Raw genomic sequence first — 17211 nt, forward strand, 5'->3', positions numbered from 1 at the left:
TCATAATCCTTAAAGCATTAGTAAAATAATTGGGGCTTTAAAGTGAAATATAGCTATATTTTTTTCTTATCTTTTCTCAGTTTTGCGATGCTGACAGTAGCATCCGCATCGCCTTTAACATATCCATTCGAAAATATAGAAAATACTTAATTTCTCATACATTCTACAGAATAGCTTTAAAGAGTATTTCTCAAACCAATGAGCCATTCTCTCTTTTCTTCGCCTATCCCCCCACATTTTTCTACTTTTAAGTTTAATTATTTTTAGGGAATTCCCGTTTGTTCAGGATGAAGATCACAAAGATAAGTGAGATACAGTCTTGTTCATAACAATCATTTTTTCTTAGATAGTTTTGGGATCAAAAATTGTTCCACAAAAAAATACAGCAGCGTTTACGTTGAAATCAAAAAAACCTATTGCAAGAAATTTATTTTAAATCAATTATTTAAAAACAAAATATCTAAAGTCATCTAAGTAAAATCAACCATGATTCATCATAGTTGATTTTACAAACTATCTTTTACATTCTTTACAGCGGTCATTTTGATTAATAATGTACGTTAAAAACACCATCCTATTTTTAATAGTCAGAGAAAATCTACTGATTACTTGATCTTATTCAATCTTTTCACAACTTCCTCAGCTACTTGACGTGGCGACTGTGGATTTTGTCCTGTGATTATTCGATCATCGACCACAACATAAGAGGTAAAGGGCAATAATCCCTTTGAGTAAGAAGCCCCTTTGGATTTCAAGTTATCTTCAAGGAAAAATGGCACTTGTTTTTTCATCCCTGAGAGAGATTCTTCCAAGTTTGAAAATCCCGTTACTTTACGATTGGCAATTAAAGGCTTGCCCTGTTGATCTTTCAGTGCCAATACTCCAGCAACCCCATGACAAACTGCAGACACGACACCGCCTTGATCATAAATTTGTTCAGCCAATGCCGTAAGTTCAAGATTGTTAGGAAAATCCCACATCACCCCATGCCCACCTGTAAAATAAATCGCTTTATAATCAGCAGCCTTAACCTCACTTGGTTTTAAGGTGTGATTTAAACGACTGTTAAAATCAAGATCAGCCAGATGAGCACGTGCCGCTTTATCCATATAAATCCATTTTTGACTACGCTCATCTAAAGGTACAACACCACCTTGCGGACTGACAAAGTCCATTTCATAGCCTGCTTGCTGTGCGACATCATAAAAGTGTGTTAGTTCAGTCACCCACAGCCCTGTCGTATCTTCACGTGAGGGATATTTAGCGTGATTGGTCATCACCACCAAAATCTTACCTTTGGATTGTGCCGAAACCCGATCTGCAGTATTTGACTGATTTGCAGAGCTAACAGGTATTGCAAACAAAGTTGTCAAAACAACAAGCATTTGCTGAATAATATGAGATTTTACCCACTCACGATTGATCATGGTGCTAACCTTTTAGAGATGTCACAATGAGTATAAGGTTAAAGTTAAGTTGAAGGTCAAGCCTATTTTTAATCTTTTTACTTAATTTTAAATGTGGGTTTTTAAACATCCGTGTTTTTAATAAAAATATAGGCGTTGCGTAGAATTGAGCTTTGAATTGATATTTTTATTTGCTTAAACCTGCTCAGGTTCGCTCAAATACATCTTCATCAAACGTTGTGCATTTTCACCACAGCTCATGTCTTCAGGTTTATTTTTAATTGAATCAATTAGTTGTAAGATATTCTTTTTATTTTCAGTCAATATTTTTTGCATTTTATTGATATCTTTAATTTTTTCATCCAAAGCTGCGATGATCGTATCATGATTCCAACTGCTCATATTGGCTGGAACTAATGCTTTTATTTCTTCCAAAGTAAATCCGACTTGTTGCGCTTGTTTGATTAACATTAATTGTTGTAAATCATTTTCTGAATAGCGACGATAGCCATTTGCCAATCGTTGTGGTTTGGGTAATAACTTAATCTGTTCATAATAACGAATCGTCGGTGCATTTAAGCCACTTAACTTTGAAAGCTCACTAATGTTCATATTAAAACCCATATACATTCAAGTTTACTTTAGGCTTTTTATAAAGAATATTCAAGTACTCCTCATTTTTAAAAACTTTAAAAAACCTATTGACCTTAAAGTCAACTTTAAACATAGCATAAATTCAACATTTCAAGTTGAGCCAAAGATGATGTTGAAAAAATTAAGTTTAAGGCAATCTGTGCTTGCCCTTTTTACAAGTTTGACATGTGCACATGCTGCTTTTGCAACAAGTAATAGTGCAGTTACGCATGACCTTAATAGTTCCAATCCTTCAGAGAAGTTAGCAATGCAAAATAAAAGCCATACTTTCAGTCCAAATCTTGTCATTGCAGATCAACCACGTACACAATATCCAAATGCGACGGAATTTGTCACGGTTGAGTTTGGAACTCATAAAGTTCAAGTACCTAAAGGGGGTTTCTATGATCGCTTTCATACACAACCTGATTTAGAGCAAGTAGCGAAAGAATCTGGGATTGGAAATGTTGAATTTTTTAGAAAAACTCCAAAAAAACTCGTCGATACTCGGGTCGGAAAAGTCTGGTCACCAAACTATTATTACCAAAGTAGCCAAGTACAATTGCTTATGCTTGCGCCCTTGGACAAGCTAAAAGCCAAATTACCTGCCAAAGTTGAAGCATTAAGTCCTATTCCAGGTTATGGTTTAGTTTCTCTTACTTTTTTTGCCTATAACATTTGTGATAACGATCCTTATGATGAGGTTTCCGTGGCTGTGGTGGTACGTCGTCCCAATGCCGAAGGTTCAAATATTAGTGAGTTAATGTCATCTATTCGCCAACGTGATTATTATGGGTATGTTTTGGCATTGCCTGTAGACACTGAAATTGCGCGCGTGCGTGGTGTATATGGTTACAACTTACCAAAATGGCTGACTGCAATCGATGTAAAAATAGAGGATCGTGTGCAAGCAAATTTATATGATACACATGGCAATATTGATATCAGCTTGTCTGCACCGACCCCAAAACTAAAAGCGGTCAAAAACCTTTCCCATCAAGAAAAGAAAACCATGCTCAATCAAGTTGATGGCATTTGGTATAGCTCTTATGTACAAGCCAATCATTTGACATTTGCACAAAAATTATTTCCTAAAAAAGTTGAATTAAAACGCAATGGTGGGCCTGTCAGTCAACTACTTGATCAACTTGGCGCAAAAAAAATCTTGCGCATGGACGTGATTAAAGATACTCAACTGGCTTTGCATATGCCAACACCCATTGATGAGTGGAATAATCAATAGATTTTCTTTTTGACTGAACAATAGCGTGGTGAATACATCACGCTTTTCTTTTTTGATCAAAACAGAACTTCATCCTTCACCATCCATTTAATACACATGATCCATAATGTATTTTTGATTGATCTTAATAAATATAAAACCAAAATGTATAAAAAAGAGTGCCATACGACACTCTTTTGATTTTTTAAATGTTGAATTAGCTTCTACTTGCCATTGCTTGACGATATTGTTTTGTTCGTTTGGTCATTGCCCATTGCTGCAAAATCAATGCCCAAACTGGAGAAACCTTCGCATTGGTCGCTTTGCCTTTGCTAAGTTTGCGTAATTGATATTTTACAGCTGACATATTTGCCACTGAGGCAAGTGCTTTATTTTTCCAACGAATCGGTTTTAATTGTGGCGCATCGTTATTTGCTGATTTCCATGTATTCGGTAAATTGGGTTCGATTGCTAAAGCAGTTGCAATTCCCACCATTTCTACACCACTTTCTAGTACATGTTCAGCCACTGCTCTACGTCGGATTCCTCCCGTGATCATGATCGGCATCTTGGCAATTTTTTTAATTTCTGTCGCAAACTCTAAAAAATAAGCTTCACGTGCCAAAGTTCTCCCATCACGTGCCTGTCCTTGCATCGCAGGTGCTTCATAACTGCCCCCTGATAACTCAACCAAATCCACAGCTAAAGTATTTAACATCTCTACAACTTGCTTGGCATCATCTGCACTAAAGCCACCACGTTGAAAGTCTGCTGAATTAAGTTTAACCGCAACAGCAAATTCTTTTGAGACTACTACACGAACTGCTTTCACGATTTCTATAAGAAGTCGTGCACGATTTTCTAACGAACCGCCCCATTGATCTTTGCGCTGATTACTCAATGGTGATAAAAACTGACTAAGCAAATAACCATGTGCAGCATGAATCTCCACACCTGTGAAACCAGCTTGTTCAGCGAGTTGCGCTGTATGGGCAAAACGTTGAATCACTTCATCAATCATCGCTTGTGTCATTTCGATCGGGAGAGCAAATTTATTCGACATTTTCCCTAAATCAAGAGGAATTGCTGAAGGTGCCCAAGTTTGCTGTCCCATATTTGACTGCATTTGACGCCCTGGGTGATTAATTTGCATCCAAAATTGTGCATTATGGGAACGTCCAATTTTTGCCCATTGTTTAAATACTGCTAAATGTTCATCACTTTCTAAAACCACACCGCCCGGCCCTGTCATTGCACGACGATCCACCATCACATTGCCTGTAATGATTAGACCTACGCCACCTTCAGCCCAAGCTTGATATAAGTTAAATAAATTTTGTGCAGGAAGATGGTCTAAATCTGCCATGTTTTCTTCCATCGCAGCTTTGGCAAGACGGTTTACAATCACTTGACCATTGGGAAGATTTAATGATTTAAAAATATGCATGATGTGTACCTCATTTAAGTTAAGATACACTTTAAGTTTAAAGTAAACTTTAAGGTCAAGTGGTAAATCTGAAATTTCTCAAAAAAAAAGAGCAACCACAAAGTTGCTCAATCACTTCAAAAAATATCCATCACTTTAAATACATTTCAATCAATTCCTGTTGGTGAGCTCAGCATTAAATTCCGTGAAGAAATTTTAAATAACTGTTATGTTTTTTATTTTCTAATCTGAGCACTTATTCAAAAGCACTCACATCACCGACACCACGACGCACGATTTCAGGATTAGCACCTGATAGATCAACAATGCTCGTGGTTGTAAGTGTGCCTAAGCCACTGTCAATAAATACATCTATACGCTTCTCCAATTGCTGTTCGATATCAAAAGGATCATCTAAAGGTTGCTCTTGATTCGGTAAAATCAAAGTACTGGTCAGCAAAGGCTCACCCAACTCTTTGAGTAGCATTTGACATACCGCATTGCTCGGTACACGCAAACCAATGGTTTTCTTTTTAGGATGCATCAAACGACGTGGCACTTCACTGGTTGCAGGTAAAATAAACGTGGTCACTGCAGGGGTATTTGCCTTAAGTAATCGATACATTGCATTATCGACTTTTGCATAAGTTGCAATATCCGATAAATCGGCACAAATAATGGCATATTGATGCTTTGGCCCCAAACCTCGAATTTGTGTAATACGTTCCATCGCATTTTTATTTCCAATCTGACAGCCAATCGCATAGGCAGCGTCAGTTGGATAGACCACTACATCGCCAGCACGAATGCGTTCTACAGCTTGGCTAATGAGACGAGGTTGTGGATTGTCAGGATGAACTCTTAAATGCAGCATATTTTTCTCTCCTGAATATTTTTCATTCATTATCACTTGCTTAAAGCAACAGTTGCAATCTCACTATGTTGATTTATGTAAATTAATCAAGCATTTCACGCTGAAACTCAACAATTTGTAATGTTTTGCCACTTCTTGTACAAGCACAAACCTGTTCAATAAAATATTTTGCATCTCGAGGAAGTTTGGCTTCACCTGAAAAATAGCGTTGTACTTGGGCAAAAACATCATCTTTAAATGTCGCGCCATCTCCACCTTCACCCGTAAGATTATCTAAAGATACACGAAATTTTCGCCCAAAGGCTTGAGCAAATAACCATTCGATGGCTTGTGGTTTAATCTCAACTTGCTCAAACAATGCTTGCTGTTCGGCAGTACGACCATCGGGTGCATACCAATAACCTAAATCAGGTAATAAACGGCGCTGCTCCCCTGCAATTGTCCAATGACTGATTTCATGTAATGCACTATTAAAATAGCCATGTGCAAACTGAATACGCGCTGGCATATCTTTTGTTGCTGGAAAATATTCAGGTTCAAAATCACCACGAACAAGTTGTACATTTAAGTGGGAAAACCATTGATTAAAGTGTAAGATAAGCCAATCGACGTGTTGAGCTTCTGTATTTAAATCATTCCACTGTAAACGTTGCGCAGCGTTTGATTTTTCAGCAGAATTTAATGTCGAAGAAGTGTTTAACTGTAATGAAGTTTTGACTTCAGGTTGCGGCTGCAACTGATGCATGACTTGAATTACCCAAATGATCTGTCTAAATAAGTACAAAATTGTATCTTAATCTTTGACAGAGTACCGATGAATTTGTAGAATTGCCGCCTTAATTATGTCAGCAAAAACCTTTCCGGCACAGATTGAGCCGTTTAAATGGGCTGAACAGGGCTTTACATGGTCAGGTACACTGCCATTGTCTCGCTGTGTTCGTATTGCTCGTGAAGCTGTTGGATCAATTGATGATCAATTGGTCAATATAGACTGTACACTATCAATGGATGCCTATCATCGCATCGTATGGTTAGATGGTCACGCTGAAACCAAAGTTCCAATGGAGTGCCAACGTTGTTTGGAACCTGTTGAAATTGAACTTAGTTCAGATTTCCATATAGCTTTGATCGATGATGAGTCACTGATAGAGCGCTTGGATGAGGATGCTGATTACATCGTCTTAGGCGAAAGTGAAGCAACTTCTCAGGGAGATTATGCAAGTAATACCCCTGCTACAGCTGATTTACTTTCACTAATAGAAGATGAGTTGATAACGTTGATGCCCATGTCTCCTAAGCATGCTGCTTGTGAACATAAACATCAGCCAGTCGATCAGGACATTGTTGAAGAAAAACGGGACAATCCGTTTGATGTTTTAGCAAGTTTAAAAGGTAAACTTAACTAATTTTTATGTTATAATGGTTAGTTAAGACAACCGAATTGTTCTGATCCATTTTTTCGATCTTTGTAAGGAGCCATCATGGCCGTTCAGCAAAACCGTAAAAGTCGCTCTCGCCGTGACATGCGCCGTTCACATGACGCTTTAACCGAGAATGCATTAACTGTAGACCAAACTACAGGTGAAACTCACCGTCGTCACCACGTGACTAAAGATGGTTTTTACCGTGGTCGTCAATTATTCGCTAAAGCAGCTGATGCTGAATAATTGTTGATAATGCATTAAGCGAAAGCTTGGTGAAAAAATTGGGAGCATTCAGCTCCCTTTTTTTTACCTTGATTTTTGTTGTATTTGGCAATTAAATTTTAATTTTTTTAATGTTAAATTGCCGCATCGGAAACGAGCTAAGTATGAAGAAAGGACTTTTATATGTCTGCTAAACAACTGGAGCAAGCAGCTCAAGCAACCAAAACTGCATTTTTGTTTCCTGGTCAAGGCTCACAAAAAGTGGGCATGCTGGCTGAACTTGCAGAACAGTTTGCTGTGGTTACAGAAACATTTACAGAAGCTTCAGAAGCTGTTGGTTTTGACTTATGGCACATTGCACAAAGCGGTGAAGGTTTAAATCAAACAGAAAATACTCAGCCTGTTTTGCTTACAGCAAGTATTGCAATGTGGCGTGTATGGCTAAACTTAGGCGGTATCGCCCCTAAATATTTAGCAGGACATTCACTCGGTGAATACAGTGCATTGGTGGCGGGAAATGCCATTTCATTAGCAGATGCAGTGAAATTAGTGCATTTACGTGGTCAACTGATGCAATCTGCTGTCCCACAAGGTCAAGGTGCTATGGCTGCAATTCTTGGCTTAGATGATGCCAAAGTCATCGAACTTTGCGAACAAGTCAATATTCAAGGTCGTGGCTCAGTTGAAGCGGCAAATTACAATGCACAAGGTCAAGTGGTTATTGCAGGTGATAAAACCTTAGTTGATGCAGTCATGGAAAGTACCAAAGAAAATGGAGGGAAAGCCATTGCCCTGCCCGTATCGGTACCGTCGCACTGTTCACTGATGAAACCTGCAGCAGAACAGTTTGCGCAAGCTTTGGAACAAACTGCCATTGAGCTACCGAGTATTCCTGTAATACAAAATGTCAACGCAGCGATTGCAACTGATGTTGCTACTTTACGCCAAGCATTGACTGCACAATTATATCAGTCAGTTCAATGGACCAAAACCATGCAATACCTACAAGATCAAGGTATTCAATATATGGTTGAATGTGGTCCAGGTAATGTATTGGCGAATCTTGCAAAACGCTTGCCGAACATCGAAAAAGCATTCCCAATTGACACACAAAGTCGCATGGAAGATGCACTGAATGCCATCTTAGTGGCAGAAGGAAAAATTGCATGACACAACAACGCAAAGTCGCATTAGTGACAGGCGCAAGCAGAGGGATTGGCGCAGCCATTGCTCAGCAACTTATTTTAGACGGTTATTTTGTAGTAGGTACAGCGACTTCTGACGCTGGTGCAGAAAAATTAACAGCAACATTTGCCGAAAATGGTGCTGGTGCAGTATTAGATGTACGTGATGGTGAAGCGATTGATGCACTGGTTTCAGACATTGAACAAAAATATGGTTCAGTGTTGATCTTGGTGAATAATGCAGGCATTACCAAAGATAATTTGTTACTGCGTATGTCAGAAGCAGATTGGGATGATATTTTAAATATTCATCTTAAAGCTGTTTTCCGTTTATCTAAACGTGTACTCAAAGGTATGACCAAAGCACGTTTCGGTCGTATTATTAATATCAGCTCTGTGGTTGCACACTTTGCAAATCCAGGTCAAGCAAACTACTCTGCTGCCAAAGCAGGGATTGAAGCATTTAGCCGTAGTCTTGCCAAAGAGATGGGAAGCCGTCAAATCACAGTGAATTGCATTGCACCAGGTTTTATTGCCACAGAAATGACTGAGCAGTTGAGCGAAGACATTCGCAAAAAAATGAGTGATCAAGTAGCGTTAAATCGTTTTGGTGAGCCACAAGACATTGCAAATGCAGTGAGCTTTTTAGCTTCTGACAAAGCAAGTTACATCACTGGTACAGTATTACATGTAAATGGTGGTTTATACATGGCTTAATGTCATGTATTAACTTTGAAAAATTTCAATATTCAATTAAACTATAGGCAATCAAAAGCCGCCACAAGCAATGAGGAGAATTCCTGTGAGCGATATCGAACAACGCATTAAACAAGCTGTTGCAGAACAATTAGGTATGAAAGCTGAAGAGATCAAAAACGAAGCATCTTTCATGGATGACTTAGGTGCTGACTCTCTAGACTTAGTTGAGCTTGTAATGTCTTTCGAAAATGACTTTGACATCACAATTCCTGATGAAGACTCAAATGAAATTACCACTGTTCAATCAGCTATTGACTATGTGACTAAAAAACTTGGTTAATCTGTTGAATGTTTGATGCGTAATCATCAACAATTAAAGCCACCATTTTGGTGGCTTTTTTTATTTATAAATCAAAAACATTGGTTACATATCGTTACTTTTCTCTCACCAATGACAACCAATTTCAGTATATTTTTTAGTTATAAAAATAGAGTGCAAATTTTTATAACGCTTCATTAGATAAAACTTAAATTTATACGGAGAAACACAATGGGTCTTTTTGATTTTATTAAAGGTATTGGTAAAAAAAATACAGCACCTGCTGAGCCACAAGCAGCGCCAGCAACACCTGCTGAACCATCTGCACAAGAAATTGCAAACAAATTACTCGGTCACATCAAAGCACTTGGTTTACCTGTTACAGGTTTATCGGTCAGTTATAATGGCGCATCAGATCTAGCAACCATCAAAGGTCAAGTCCAAACACAGGCAGATAAAGAAAAAATCATCTTAGCCGTGGGTAATATTGACCATGTTGCGCAAGTAGACGATCAAATGACCGTTGCCGCGCCAGAACCTGAAAGTAAGTTCTACACAGTAAAATCTGGTGATAACTTATCTAAGATTTCTAAAGAATTTTATGGTGATCCAAACCAATACAATAAAATCTTTGAAGCAAATCGCCCATTACTAAAAAATGCGGATGATATCTTCCCAGGTCAAGTATTACGTATTCCTGCGTAAGGATAGACATACAAACGCACCGATTTTCGGTGCGTTTTTTATGTTAGAAATTTATTTAGGGATTAAAATCATCAAAAATAGCACTCACTAATTTACGTATAAAACACACTCACAAAAAAATAAGCTATTGTAATAATAATTTATTTTAAAAATTCATTTAAATATTTAATAAATTTTTATATCATATTTTTATAAAATAAATTTGCTTTTTAAACAACTTAACAGACCTTTTAGATATAAAGTGAATTTTTCTCATCTTTGACTTAGATTAAATCATTTTTATTCATGTTTGGATTCAAGTATAAATAACGCCATACAGAAATTTTAAGTTTTAAAAAATTTTGAGGTACATATCCCATGAGTGAAAAATTTACATGTGCAATTAAACGTATTCGTTTTGATGAAAACTATCTTCCAGCGAACAGCACTCGTTTGACCACTAATTTTGCAAACCTTGCACGTGGTGAGTTCCGCCAAGAAAACTTACGTAATACCCTAAGAATGATCAATAATCGCTTCAATGCCCTAGCAAATGTGGACAATCCAAAAGGTGATCGTTATTCAATTGAACTGGACATCATCTCTGCTGATATTGATATTGAAGGGAATGGTCAGACATTTCCATTTATTGAAATGTTGAAAAGCACAGTTATAGATCATAAAACCCAACAGCGTTTTGAAGGCATGATTGGTAATAGTTTTTCTTCTTATGTGCGTGATTATGATTTTAGTGTGGTTCTTCCTGAATATTTAAAAGAAAATACAGGTACCAATAAACCTGAAGATTTTGGGGATTTACACGGTAAATTATATCAATTTCTTGTAAATTCGGAGGTATTTAAAGCCGAGTTTGTTAAGCAACCCGTGATTTGCTTAAGTGTTTCTACCTCTAAAACCTATTATCGTACTGCGAATATTCATCCTGTACTCGGTGTGGAATATACCAATGATGAGTATTCACGTACGGACGAATATTTTGCAAAAATGGGCTTAACGGTTCGCTATTTTATGCCTGCTCATGCAGTAGCACCATTAGCATTTTATTTTAGCGGTGACTTATTGCAAGATTATACGGATATTGAGTTGATCAGTGCTATCAGCACGATGGAAACTTTCCAAAAGATTTACCGTCCTGAAATTTACAATGCTAATTCAAATGCAGGTCAGGTTTATCAACCAAGTTTAGAGTATCCTGATTATTCATTAACGCGTATCGTCTATGACCGTGTTGAACGTGGTCAGTTGGCTGTAAAACAAGGTAAATGGACGGAAGAAAACTTCATTAAGCCTTACCATGATGTTCTTCAGCGATGGGCTGCAAGATTCTCCCTGAACAATCAAGTCGCTTAAATTTACTGAAGATAGAAGATATACAGCATGAATATTTTACTCCCGACCTCTACCGCAGGCAGCTTACCTAAACCATCATGGCTTGCTGAACCTGAAAAACTTTGGTCACCGTGGAAGTTGCAAGATCAGGAATTAATTGATGGCAAACTCGATGCATTGCGTTTGTCTTTGCATGAGCAGCAACAGGCAGGCATTGATATTGTTAGCGATGGTGAACAAACTCGTCAGCACTTTGTGACGACTTTTATTGAGCATCTTGATGGCGTAGATTTTGAAAAACGTGAAACAGTAAAAATCCGTGATCGTTATGATGCCAGCGTTCCTTCTGTGGTTGGTGCTGTCTCCCGTCAAAAACCTGTTTTTGTAGACGATGCAAAATTTTTACGTTCATTGACTGATCAACCAATTAAATGGGCGCTTCCTGGCCCAATGACCATGATTGATACCTTATATGATGGTCATTATAAAAGCCGTGAAAAATTGGCTTGGGAATTTGCTAAAATTTTAAATCAAGAAGCACGTGAATTAGAAGCTGCAGGTGTAGATATTATTCAGTTTGATGAGCCTGCATTTAACGTTTTTTTTGATGAAGTCAATGATTGGGGCGTAGCCACTTTAGAACGTGCGCTTGAAGGACTAAAATGTGAAACTGCGGTGCATATATGCTACGGTTATGGTATTAAAGCCAATACTGATTGGAAAAAAACGCTCGGTTCAGAATGGCGCCAATATGAAGAAGCCTTCCCAAAACTGCAAAAGTCCAAGATTGATATCGTGTCTTTGGAATGCCAAAACTCACGCGTACCTATGGATTTAATCGAATTGATTCGTGGTAAAAAAGTCATGGTAGGTGCGATAGATGTCGCAACCAATAATATCGAAACTCCTGAAGAAGTGGCAAATACTTTGCGTAAAGCACTACAATTTGTTGATGCAGATAAACTTTATCCTTCAACTAACTGTGGTATGGCACCCCTTGCTCGTGAAGTGGCGCGTGGCAAACTACATGCTTTAAGTGCTGGTGCAGCTATTATTCGTCAAGAATTATCCAAATAGTTTTCAAGCATCCTTTGCAAACAAAGGATGCTATAGGATTGTCAAAAAATCCTTCATTGTTCAAAGCTGAATCTGAAGAAACTTCACAGTTCAATGTGATTCTTCAGATACATAGGAATATAGTCATGGTTGAAGCAACAGTCTTTAAAAATGCAATGTCGTCATTAACAAGTGCAGTCAATGTTGTAACTACTGTAGGCGAGTCTGGTTATCATGGATTCACAGCATCGGCTGTATGCAGTGTTACTGATACCCCACCGACATTATTGGTCTGTATGAATAAGTCATCTCGTTCACATGCTTATTTTGTTGAAAGTAAAATATTAACTGTGAATGTTTTGGCTGCACAACATGAACATTTGTCCAATGTATTTGCATCAAAAATGAGTTCTGAAGAACGCTTTAAACATGGCACTTGGACTGAATTAGCAACAGGTGCTCCTGTTCTAGAAGATGCGTTGGTCAGTTTTGATTGTCAGATTGAACAGATTCAAGAGGTGGGTACGCATACGATCTTTATCTGTCCAATTGTTGCCATTCAGCAAAATCCACAAGATCACAGTTTGGTTTATTTTAATCGTGCCTATCATCAAGTGGCTGTGTAAACAAACATAAAACTTTAGGTCACGACACAAATGTGACTTCATATTGCCTGAATGACTACACAGATCAATCAAGTTTTCGCTAAGCAACGATATCGCTAAATCACGAGTAAACCCTAAAACTTCTCATGGTGTTAATGATCCAGACATTTTAGAATTAATACCAATCAATAAAAGTTTTATAATATATTTTTGAAATGACTTTTTCTGCTTCCAATCATAAATTGAGACGTGAAAACGTCATCCGCAATTGTCCGAGGCAGGACTACCAAAGATTGAATATGTTTTTGCAATACATCAATCAATTTGCGGTATTTGTCGAGTTTTGCGGATGACAATGGTTTTGCCTACTTTTGTCGAAACAAAAGTAGGTCGAGCCGAAGGCTAGCCCCTAAATATAAACTTTAGATGTAAGACTCCGTCAAAAAAAACCACTTATATTATGTTATTTTCCAAGAATGGTATAAGTTTTAGCATGCAGAAAGTGTCTATGGATTTATTTTATGTGTTGCTCAATATTCAAGAGTTTGCTGAAGATGGAATCATTTATGCAGAAAAACCTTGGCATTTGCAGTCCAATGCCAAAGTTATTACAGATTCTCTGCCAACCATCATTAACGATGAAAAACTTGAGTATTTTTTAGAGATTTTTATCGTTCTTGAGCTTTTTGAGGAAATGCAAACCTCCAATACTTGTTTACAAGATCAGTGTTTACGCATCATTGAATATGCTATTCATGATGCTTAAACACTAGTTAAAATCATTCACTTAAAACTTTATTTTTATTGAAATAATAAATTAGAAAAACCATACAACTCGATTTAATATTGTCCAAGCTTCCATTAAAAACCAAAAGTATAAAATGAATAAAGTAGAATTAGAAATCCAACGTTTGAGCAATATTATTCAATTTGGCGTAGGTCAACAAAGTTTAGGTTTAGACCTTGATCTTTTAACTGACAAATTGACTGGACAGCTTCCAAGTGGTGCGGACGCCCCCACCTTTGCAACCCGTAAAAATATGATCAATGCTCAGATTTTTATGAAATGTGTTCAGTTTTTCTTTACTGCACTCATTGCAATGTTGGTTGCTTTAGTTTGTATATGGATGAGTTGGGAACAACTACAAAAACAGATTTTTGAACCTATATTTTTAGGTGTCGCGCTATTGTCCATCCTCATAACTATATTTTGTTTATTCAAGTTTAAACAATATGTTCAAATTTTTAACGCCATTCGACAAGTCACTCAAATTCAAGCCGATCCTGAACGTCGGTCATCGCATGTAGATGAAAATACCTTAGCGCAACAATTTGCTCCAGAAAGACGCAAGACACGTTTCATTGGTATTTTTATGAGCCTGTTAAGTGGGGGACTTCTTGCATATATCCTGATTGCTCCACCACAAAACCTCATCAAACTTGCTTTCGTACTGCCTTTCATGCTGATGCTCGGACTTGGCATCATCATCCATCCCATTTCTAAAGCTGAAAGCTTATATTTATATGGCAGTACACAACTGTCTTGGAAATATTTTCCAACTGCTTTAAAGATATGTACTATCGTGGGCGTTGTACTGTGTCTTTTCATGTTGGCTTGGTTTGAAATTTAAACCATTGCCATTTACAAGAAATACTTTAACAATACTATACGGTCTGCAAACGTGTTTTTTGCTGACCATTTTCATCAAAATTTTCAGGGTTGAGCCACGTTTCATAGGCGTTTTGAATCGTTTGCCACTCTTCATCCAACATCGAAAACCAAGCAGTATTGCGATTATTGCCTTTAGAAATGCGATCCTGTCTGAAAATCCCCTCAAACTGAAAACCAAAACGTAAAGCTGCTTTTCGAGAAGGCTTATTTAAATCATCACACTTCCATTCCACACGTCTAAAGCCTTGCTCAAAACATGCTTTTAATAGCAAATAAACTGCTTCGGTGGCTGCAATACTGCGTTTCATTTGATGGGAAAAATATACATTGCCGATTTCAATCGCAGCATGCTCAGCACGTTGATTGATCAAAGCAATCCACCCCAATATTTTGTGGTCAATTTCAATTAAAAAATGGTGCGAACCAACAAAACCAAAATTATTTTTTAGCGCTTGCTCAAGTTGAATCTGAAAACTAAATGCTGAATAAGGCAAATATGTCCAACAAGCGTGACTTGGTTCACTTTCTATGGCACGCCACAAATATGAGAAAGCATTACTGTGTAAAATATCACGGTGTATCGGGATTAAGCGTACAGCTTGACCTGTTAAAATATCGGCTTGAAAGTGTTTAGGTGAAGTTGATGTTAGAGTTTTGCCAACTTTTTGTCCAAACGCATTAAGTTGATATTGTTGAAAATTCTGCATTTTTGATAATTTTTCACCATAAAAACATTTAGCAATATGCCCGTTTTTTATCTATTTTTCTAGTTGAATTCAGTATAATTGTTGGACAATACAGCTTAAAAACCTGTATCACGGAAAAAAATGTCCCCTATTTATTTTAAGGTTTTTTCATTTTTATTGATATTAACAATTTATTCTCTTTGCTTTTTAATTTAGAATATGAACACTTTTATATTCAATGCAATTCGAATATCACTTCACCTCTCCTAACATTGAAAAGTGATCTCCCGAATCGCCTAACATGCCTTTGAAAATTCGCGTGGCTAAAAACGGTAATGACGCAATCAGTCCATAGCTCAATGGAAAATACACCACACATACGAGTACTCGATGAGTGGCAAGATTCCATCCCTGAGGATTTATACATTCCACCTGCTGCATTCGAAATTTTATTAGATCATTTCGAAGGACCACTCGACTTTCTGATTTATCTCATTCAAAAAAATGGCTTTGATTTACTTCAGTTGGATATCGCCCCGATTGCTAGTCAGTATTTAGCCTATATGGACAGCATGAAGTCGTTGAATATAGAGCTGACCGCAGATTATATGGTGATGGCTGCGTTGTTAGCTGATTTAAAATCTCGTTTGTTGTTACCTAAACCGAAAACAATGACGCTGGAGAAAGATCCAAAACAAGCGTTAATTGATCGTTTAGAAACCTATTTAAGAATTAAACAAGCTGCTGAGCGTTTAGGGCAAATGCCTGTATTTGAACGTGATATTTTCCCAACAAATGTGTCTATTGGGCAAACAGCTACCGTATACGAAGGTTATGACGTAGACATGCTGCGTGATGCTTTGTATTGTATTTTTAATCGTCCTGAACCTATCATTCATAAAATTGAGCATGAGCCTGTATTACTTGAAGAACGTATTGCTTATATTGAAAAAATGATCGAATCTGGACAGGTTTTAAGCTTTGAAAGTTTACTTTTGCCTACTCAAGGTCGTATGGGCATGGTGGTTACTTTTATGGCAGTTTTAGAACTGACACGCCAACAGAAAATACAGATTATTTCTAGTGGACTGGATATGCCGCTTGCAATTCAAGGAGCTGCCGCATGACCATTGATCAAAATAATGTGTTTAATATAGATGACTCTCAACACGAGCATCATCATGAAGTATTGATGCAAATCGAAGCGATTATTTTTGCCAGTGATGCACCCGTGTCTATTGCACGCTTAAAAGAAGCGTTTCAAAATCAATATTCAAAACAACAATTGCAAAATTATTTGCAGCAATTGTCTGTCTTACAACACGGTCGTTCGATTGAATTGGTTGAAGTTGCACAGGGTTATCGTTTTCAAGTTCGTGCAAAATATCGCAATATCATTACCCAAGTTTGGCCTGAACGTCCAACCAAGTTATCCCCGTCACTGTTAGAAACCATTTCAGTGATTGCTTATCATCAGCCCGTGACCCGAGCTGATATTGAGCAAATCCGTGGAGTAACAAATAATAGTCAAATACTCCGAACATTATTTGAATGGAACTGGATTAAAGAATCTGGTTTTCGTGAACTCCCAGGACGACCTGCGTTGTTAGTCACAACGCCCCAGTTTTTAAATGCTTTTGGTCTAGCTTCATTAGGTCAATTGCCTCCCCTACAGGATGCCAAGGAAGCTTTTATGGCATTGGATGCGCAAGCACCAAAGTCGTGAATAGGTACACTGTTGATCATTAT

Annotated in this window: 20 protein-coding genes; 14 read left to right on the forward strand and 6 right to left on the reverse strand. The window is 37.6% G+C overall.

Annotated elements, in window-relative coordinates:
* Positions 1-605 precede the first annotated feature (605 nt).
* Complete coding sequence (locus HUS24_RS16240; RefSeq protein ID WP_254433895.1) at positions 606-1385, reverse strand: type 1 glutamine amidotransferase domain-containing protein; 780 nt, start codon at positions 1383-1385, stop codon at positions 606-608.
* A gap of 216 nt (positions 1386-1601) precedes the next feature.
* Complete coding sequence (locus tag HUS24_RS16245) at positions 1602-2018, reverse strand: MerR family transcriptional regulator (RefSeq protein WP_173913006.1); 417 nt, start codon at positions 2016-2018, stop codon at positions 1602-1604.
* A 151-nt stretch (positions 2019-2169) separates the two neighbouring features.
* Between HUS24_RS16245 and HUS24_RS16250 the strand changes: the two genes are divergently transcribed.
* The gene (locus HUS24_RS16250; RefSeq protein ID WP_173913099.1) at positions 2170-3282 is read left to right on the forward strand and encodes an acetoacetate decarboxylase; all 1113 of its coding nucleotides are present in this window, start codon (positions 2170-2172) and stop codon (positions 3280-3282) included.
* A gap of 196 nt (positions 3283-3478) precedes the next feature.
* Here the strand turns inward: HUS24_RS16250 and HUS24_RS16255 are convergent, their stop codons facing one another.
* From HUS24_RS16255 to HUS24_RS16265, 3 genes are all read right to left on the reverse strand, one after another.
* Positions 3479-4708, reverse strand: coding sequence for an NADH:flavin oxidoreductase/NADH oxidase family protein (locus tag HUS24_RS16255; RefSeq protein ID WP_173913007.1), 1230 nt, complete (start codon positions 4706-4708; stop codon positions 3479-3481).
* 235 nt (positions 4709-4943) lie between these two features.
* Entirely contained in the window at positions 4944-5561 is a 618-nt protein-coding gene (locus HUS24_RS16260; protein WP_065994149.1) for an L-threonylcarbamoyladenylate synthase, read from the reverse strand.
* Positions 5562-5643: 82 nt separating this feature from the next.
* Positions 5644-6306, reverse strand: coding sequence for an elongation factor P hydroxylase (locus tag HUS24_RS16265; protein WP_173913008.1), 663 nt, complete (start codon positions 6304-6306; stop codon positions 5644-5646).
* 97 nt (positions 6307-6403) lie between these two features.
* On the opposite strand from HUS24_RS16265, the gene HUS24_RS16270 reads away from it, so the two are divergent.
* The 11 genes from HUS24_RS16270 (at position 6404) to HUS24_RS16320 (ending at position 14735) form a co-directional block, all read left to right on the forward strand.
* A complete protein-coding gene (locus HUS24_RS16270; protein ID WP_171531648.1) occupies positions 6404-6967 on the forward strand; it encodes a DUF177 domain-containing protein in 564 nt (187 codons plus the stop codon).
* Between the two features lie 75 nt (positions 6968-7042).
* Entirely contained in the window at positions 7043-7228 is a 186-nt protein-coding gene (rpmF, locus tag HUS24_RS16275; RefSeq protein WP_004723964.1) for a 50S ribosomal protein L32, read from the forward strand.
* Between the two features lie 162 nt (positions 7229-7390).
* Positions 7391-8377 carry an ACP S-malonyltransferase gene (gene fabD, locus HUS24_RS16280; protein WP_173913009.1) on the forward strand — a complete coding sequence of 329 codons (987 nt, stop codon included), beginning with the start codon at positions 7391-7393 and terminating at the stop codon, positions 8375-8377.
* On the forward strand, positions 8374-9108 hold the full coding sequence (gene fabG, locus HUS24_RS16285; protein WP_173913010.1) for a 3-oxoacyl-ACP reductase FabG: 735 nt from the start codon (positions 8374-8376) through the stop codon (positions 9106-9108). The genes fabD and fabG overlap by 4 nt, the downstream gene beginning before the upstream one ends.
* An 85-nt stretch (positions 9109-9193) precedes the next feature.
* Complete coding sequence (gene acpP, locus HUS24_RS16290; protein WP_065994154.1) at positions 9194-9430, forward strand: acyl carrier protein; 237 nt, start codon at positions 9194-9196, stop codon at positions 9428-9430.
* A 210-nt stretch (positions 9431-9640) separates the two neighbouring features.
* Positions 9641-10114, forward strand: a complete 474-nt coding sequence (lysM, locus tag HUS24_RS16295) for a peptidoglycan-binding protein LysM (protein ID WP_171531651.1) — start codon at positions 9641-9643, stop codon at positions 10112-10114.
* Between the two features lie 357 nt (positions 10115-10471).
* A complete protein-coding gene (locus HUS24_RS16300) occupies positions 10472-11464 on the forward strand; it encodes a DUF1852 domain-containing protein (RefSeq protein ID WP_173913011.1) in 993 nt (330 codons plus the stop codon).
* A 27-nt stretch (positions 11465-11491) separates the two neighbouring features.
* Positions 11492-12520 (forward strand): methionine synthase, encoded by a 1029-nt coding sequence (locus HUS24_RS16305; protein WP_173913012.1) that lies wholly within the window; start codon positions 11492-11494, stop codon positions 12518-12520.
* A gap of 125 nt (positions 12521-12645) precedes the next feature.
* A complete protein-coding gene (locus HUS24_RS16310) occupies positions 12646-13125 on the forward strand; it encodes a flavin reductase (RefSeq protein WP_065994158.1) in 480 nt (159 codons plus the stop codon).
* A gap of 472 nt (positions 13126-13597) precedes the next feature.
* Positions 13598-13870: a hypothetical protein gene (locus tag HUS24_RS16315; protein WP_254433890.1), complete on the forward strand. Its 273-nt coding sequence runs from the start codon at positions 13598-13600 to the stop codon at positions 13868-13870.
* A gap of 115 nt (positions 13871-13985) precedes the next feature.
* Positions 13986-14735, forward strand: coding sequence for a hypothetical protein (locus HUS24_RS16320; protein WP_173913013.1), 750 nt, complete (start codon positions 13986-13988; stop codon positions 14733-14735).
* Between the two features lie 34 nt (positions 14736-14769).
* Here the strand turns inward: HUS24_RS16320 and HUS24_RS16325 are convergent, their stop codons facing one another.
* Positions 14770-15483, reverse strand: a complete 714-nt coding sequence (locus tag HUS24_RS16325) for a GNAT family N-acetyltransferase (RefSeq protein WP_173913014.1) — start codon at positions 15481-15483, stop codon at positions 14770-14772.
* Between the two features lie 314 nt (positions 15484-15797).
* Here HUS24_RS16325 and HUS24_RS16330 point away from each other — a divergent pair, with 314 nt between their 5' ends.
* On the forward strand, positions 15798-16589 hold the full coding sequence (locus HUS24_RS16330) for a ScpA family protein (protein ID WP_173913015.1): 792 nt from the start codon (positions 15798-15800) through the stop codon (positions 16587-16589).
* Positions 16586-17188: an SMC-Scp complex subunit ScpB gene (gene scpB / locus HUS24_RS16335; RefSeq protein ID WP_173913016.1), complete on the forward strand. Its 603-nt coding sequence runs from the start codon at positions 16586-16588 to the stop codon at positions 17186-17188. Before HUS24_RS16330 ends, scpB begins: the two co-directional genes overlap by 4 nt.
* The last annotated feature ends 23 nt before the right edge of the window (positions 17189-17211 follow it).

The sequence above is a fragment of the Acinetobacter sp. Marseille-Q1618 genome (assembly GCF_902809855.1).
Lineage (GTDB): Bacteria > Pseudomonadota > Gammaproteobacteria > Pseudomonadales > Moraxellaceae > Acinetobacter.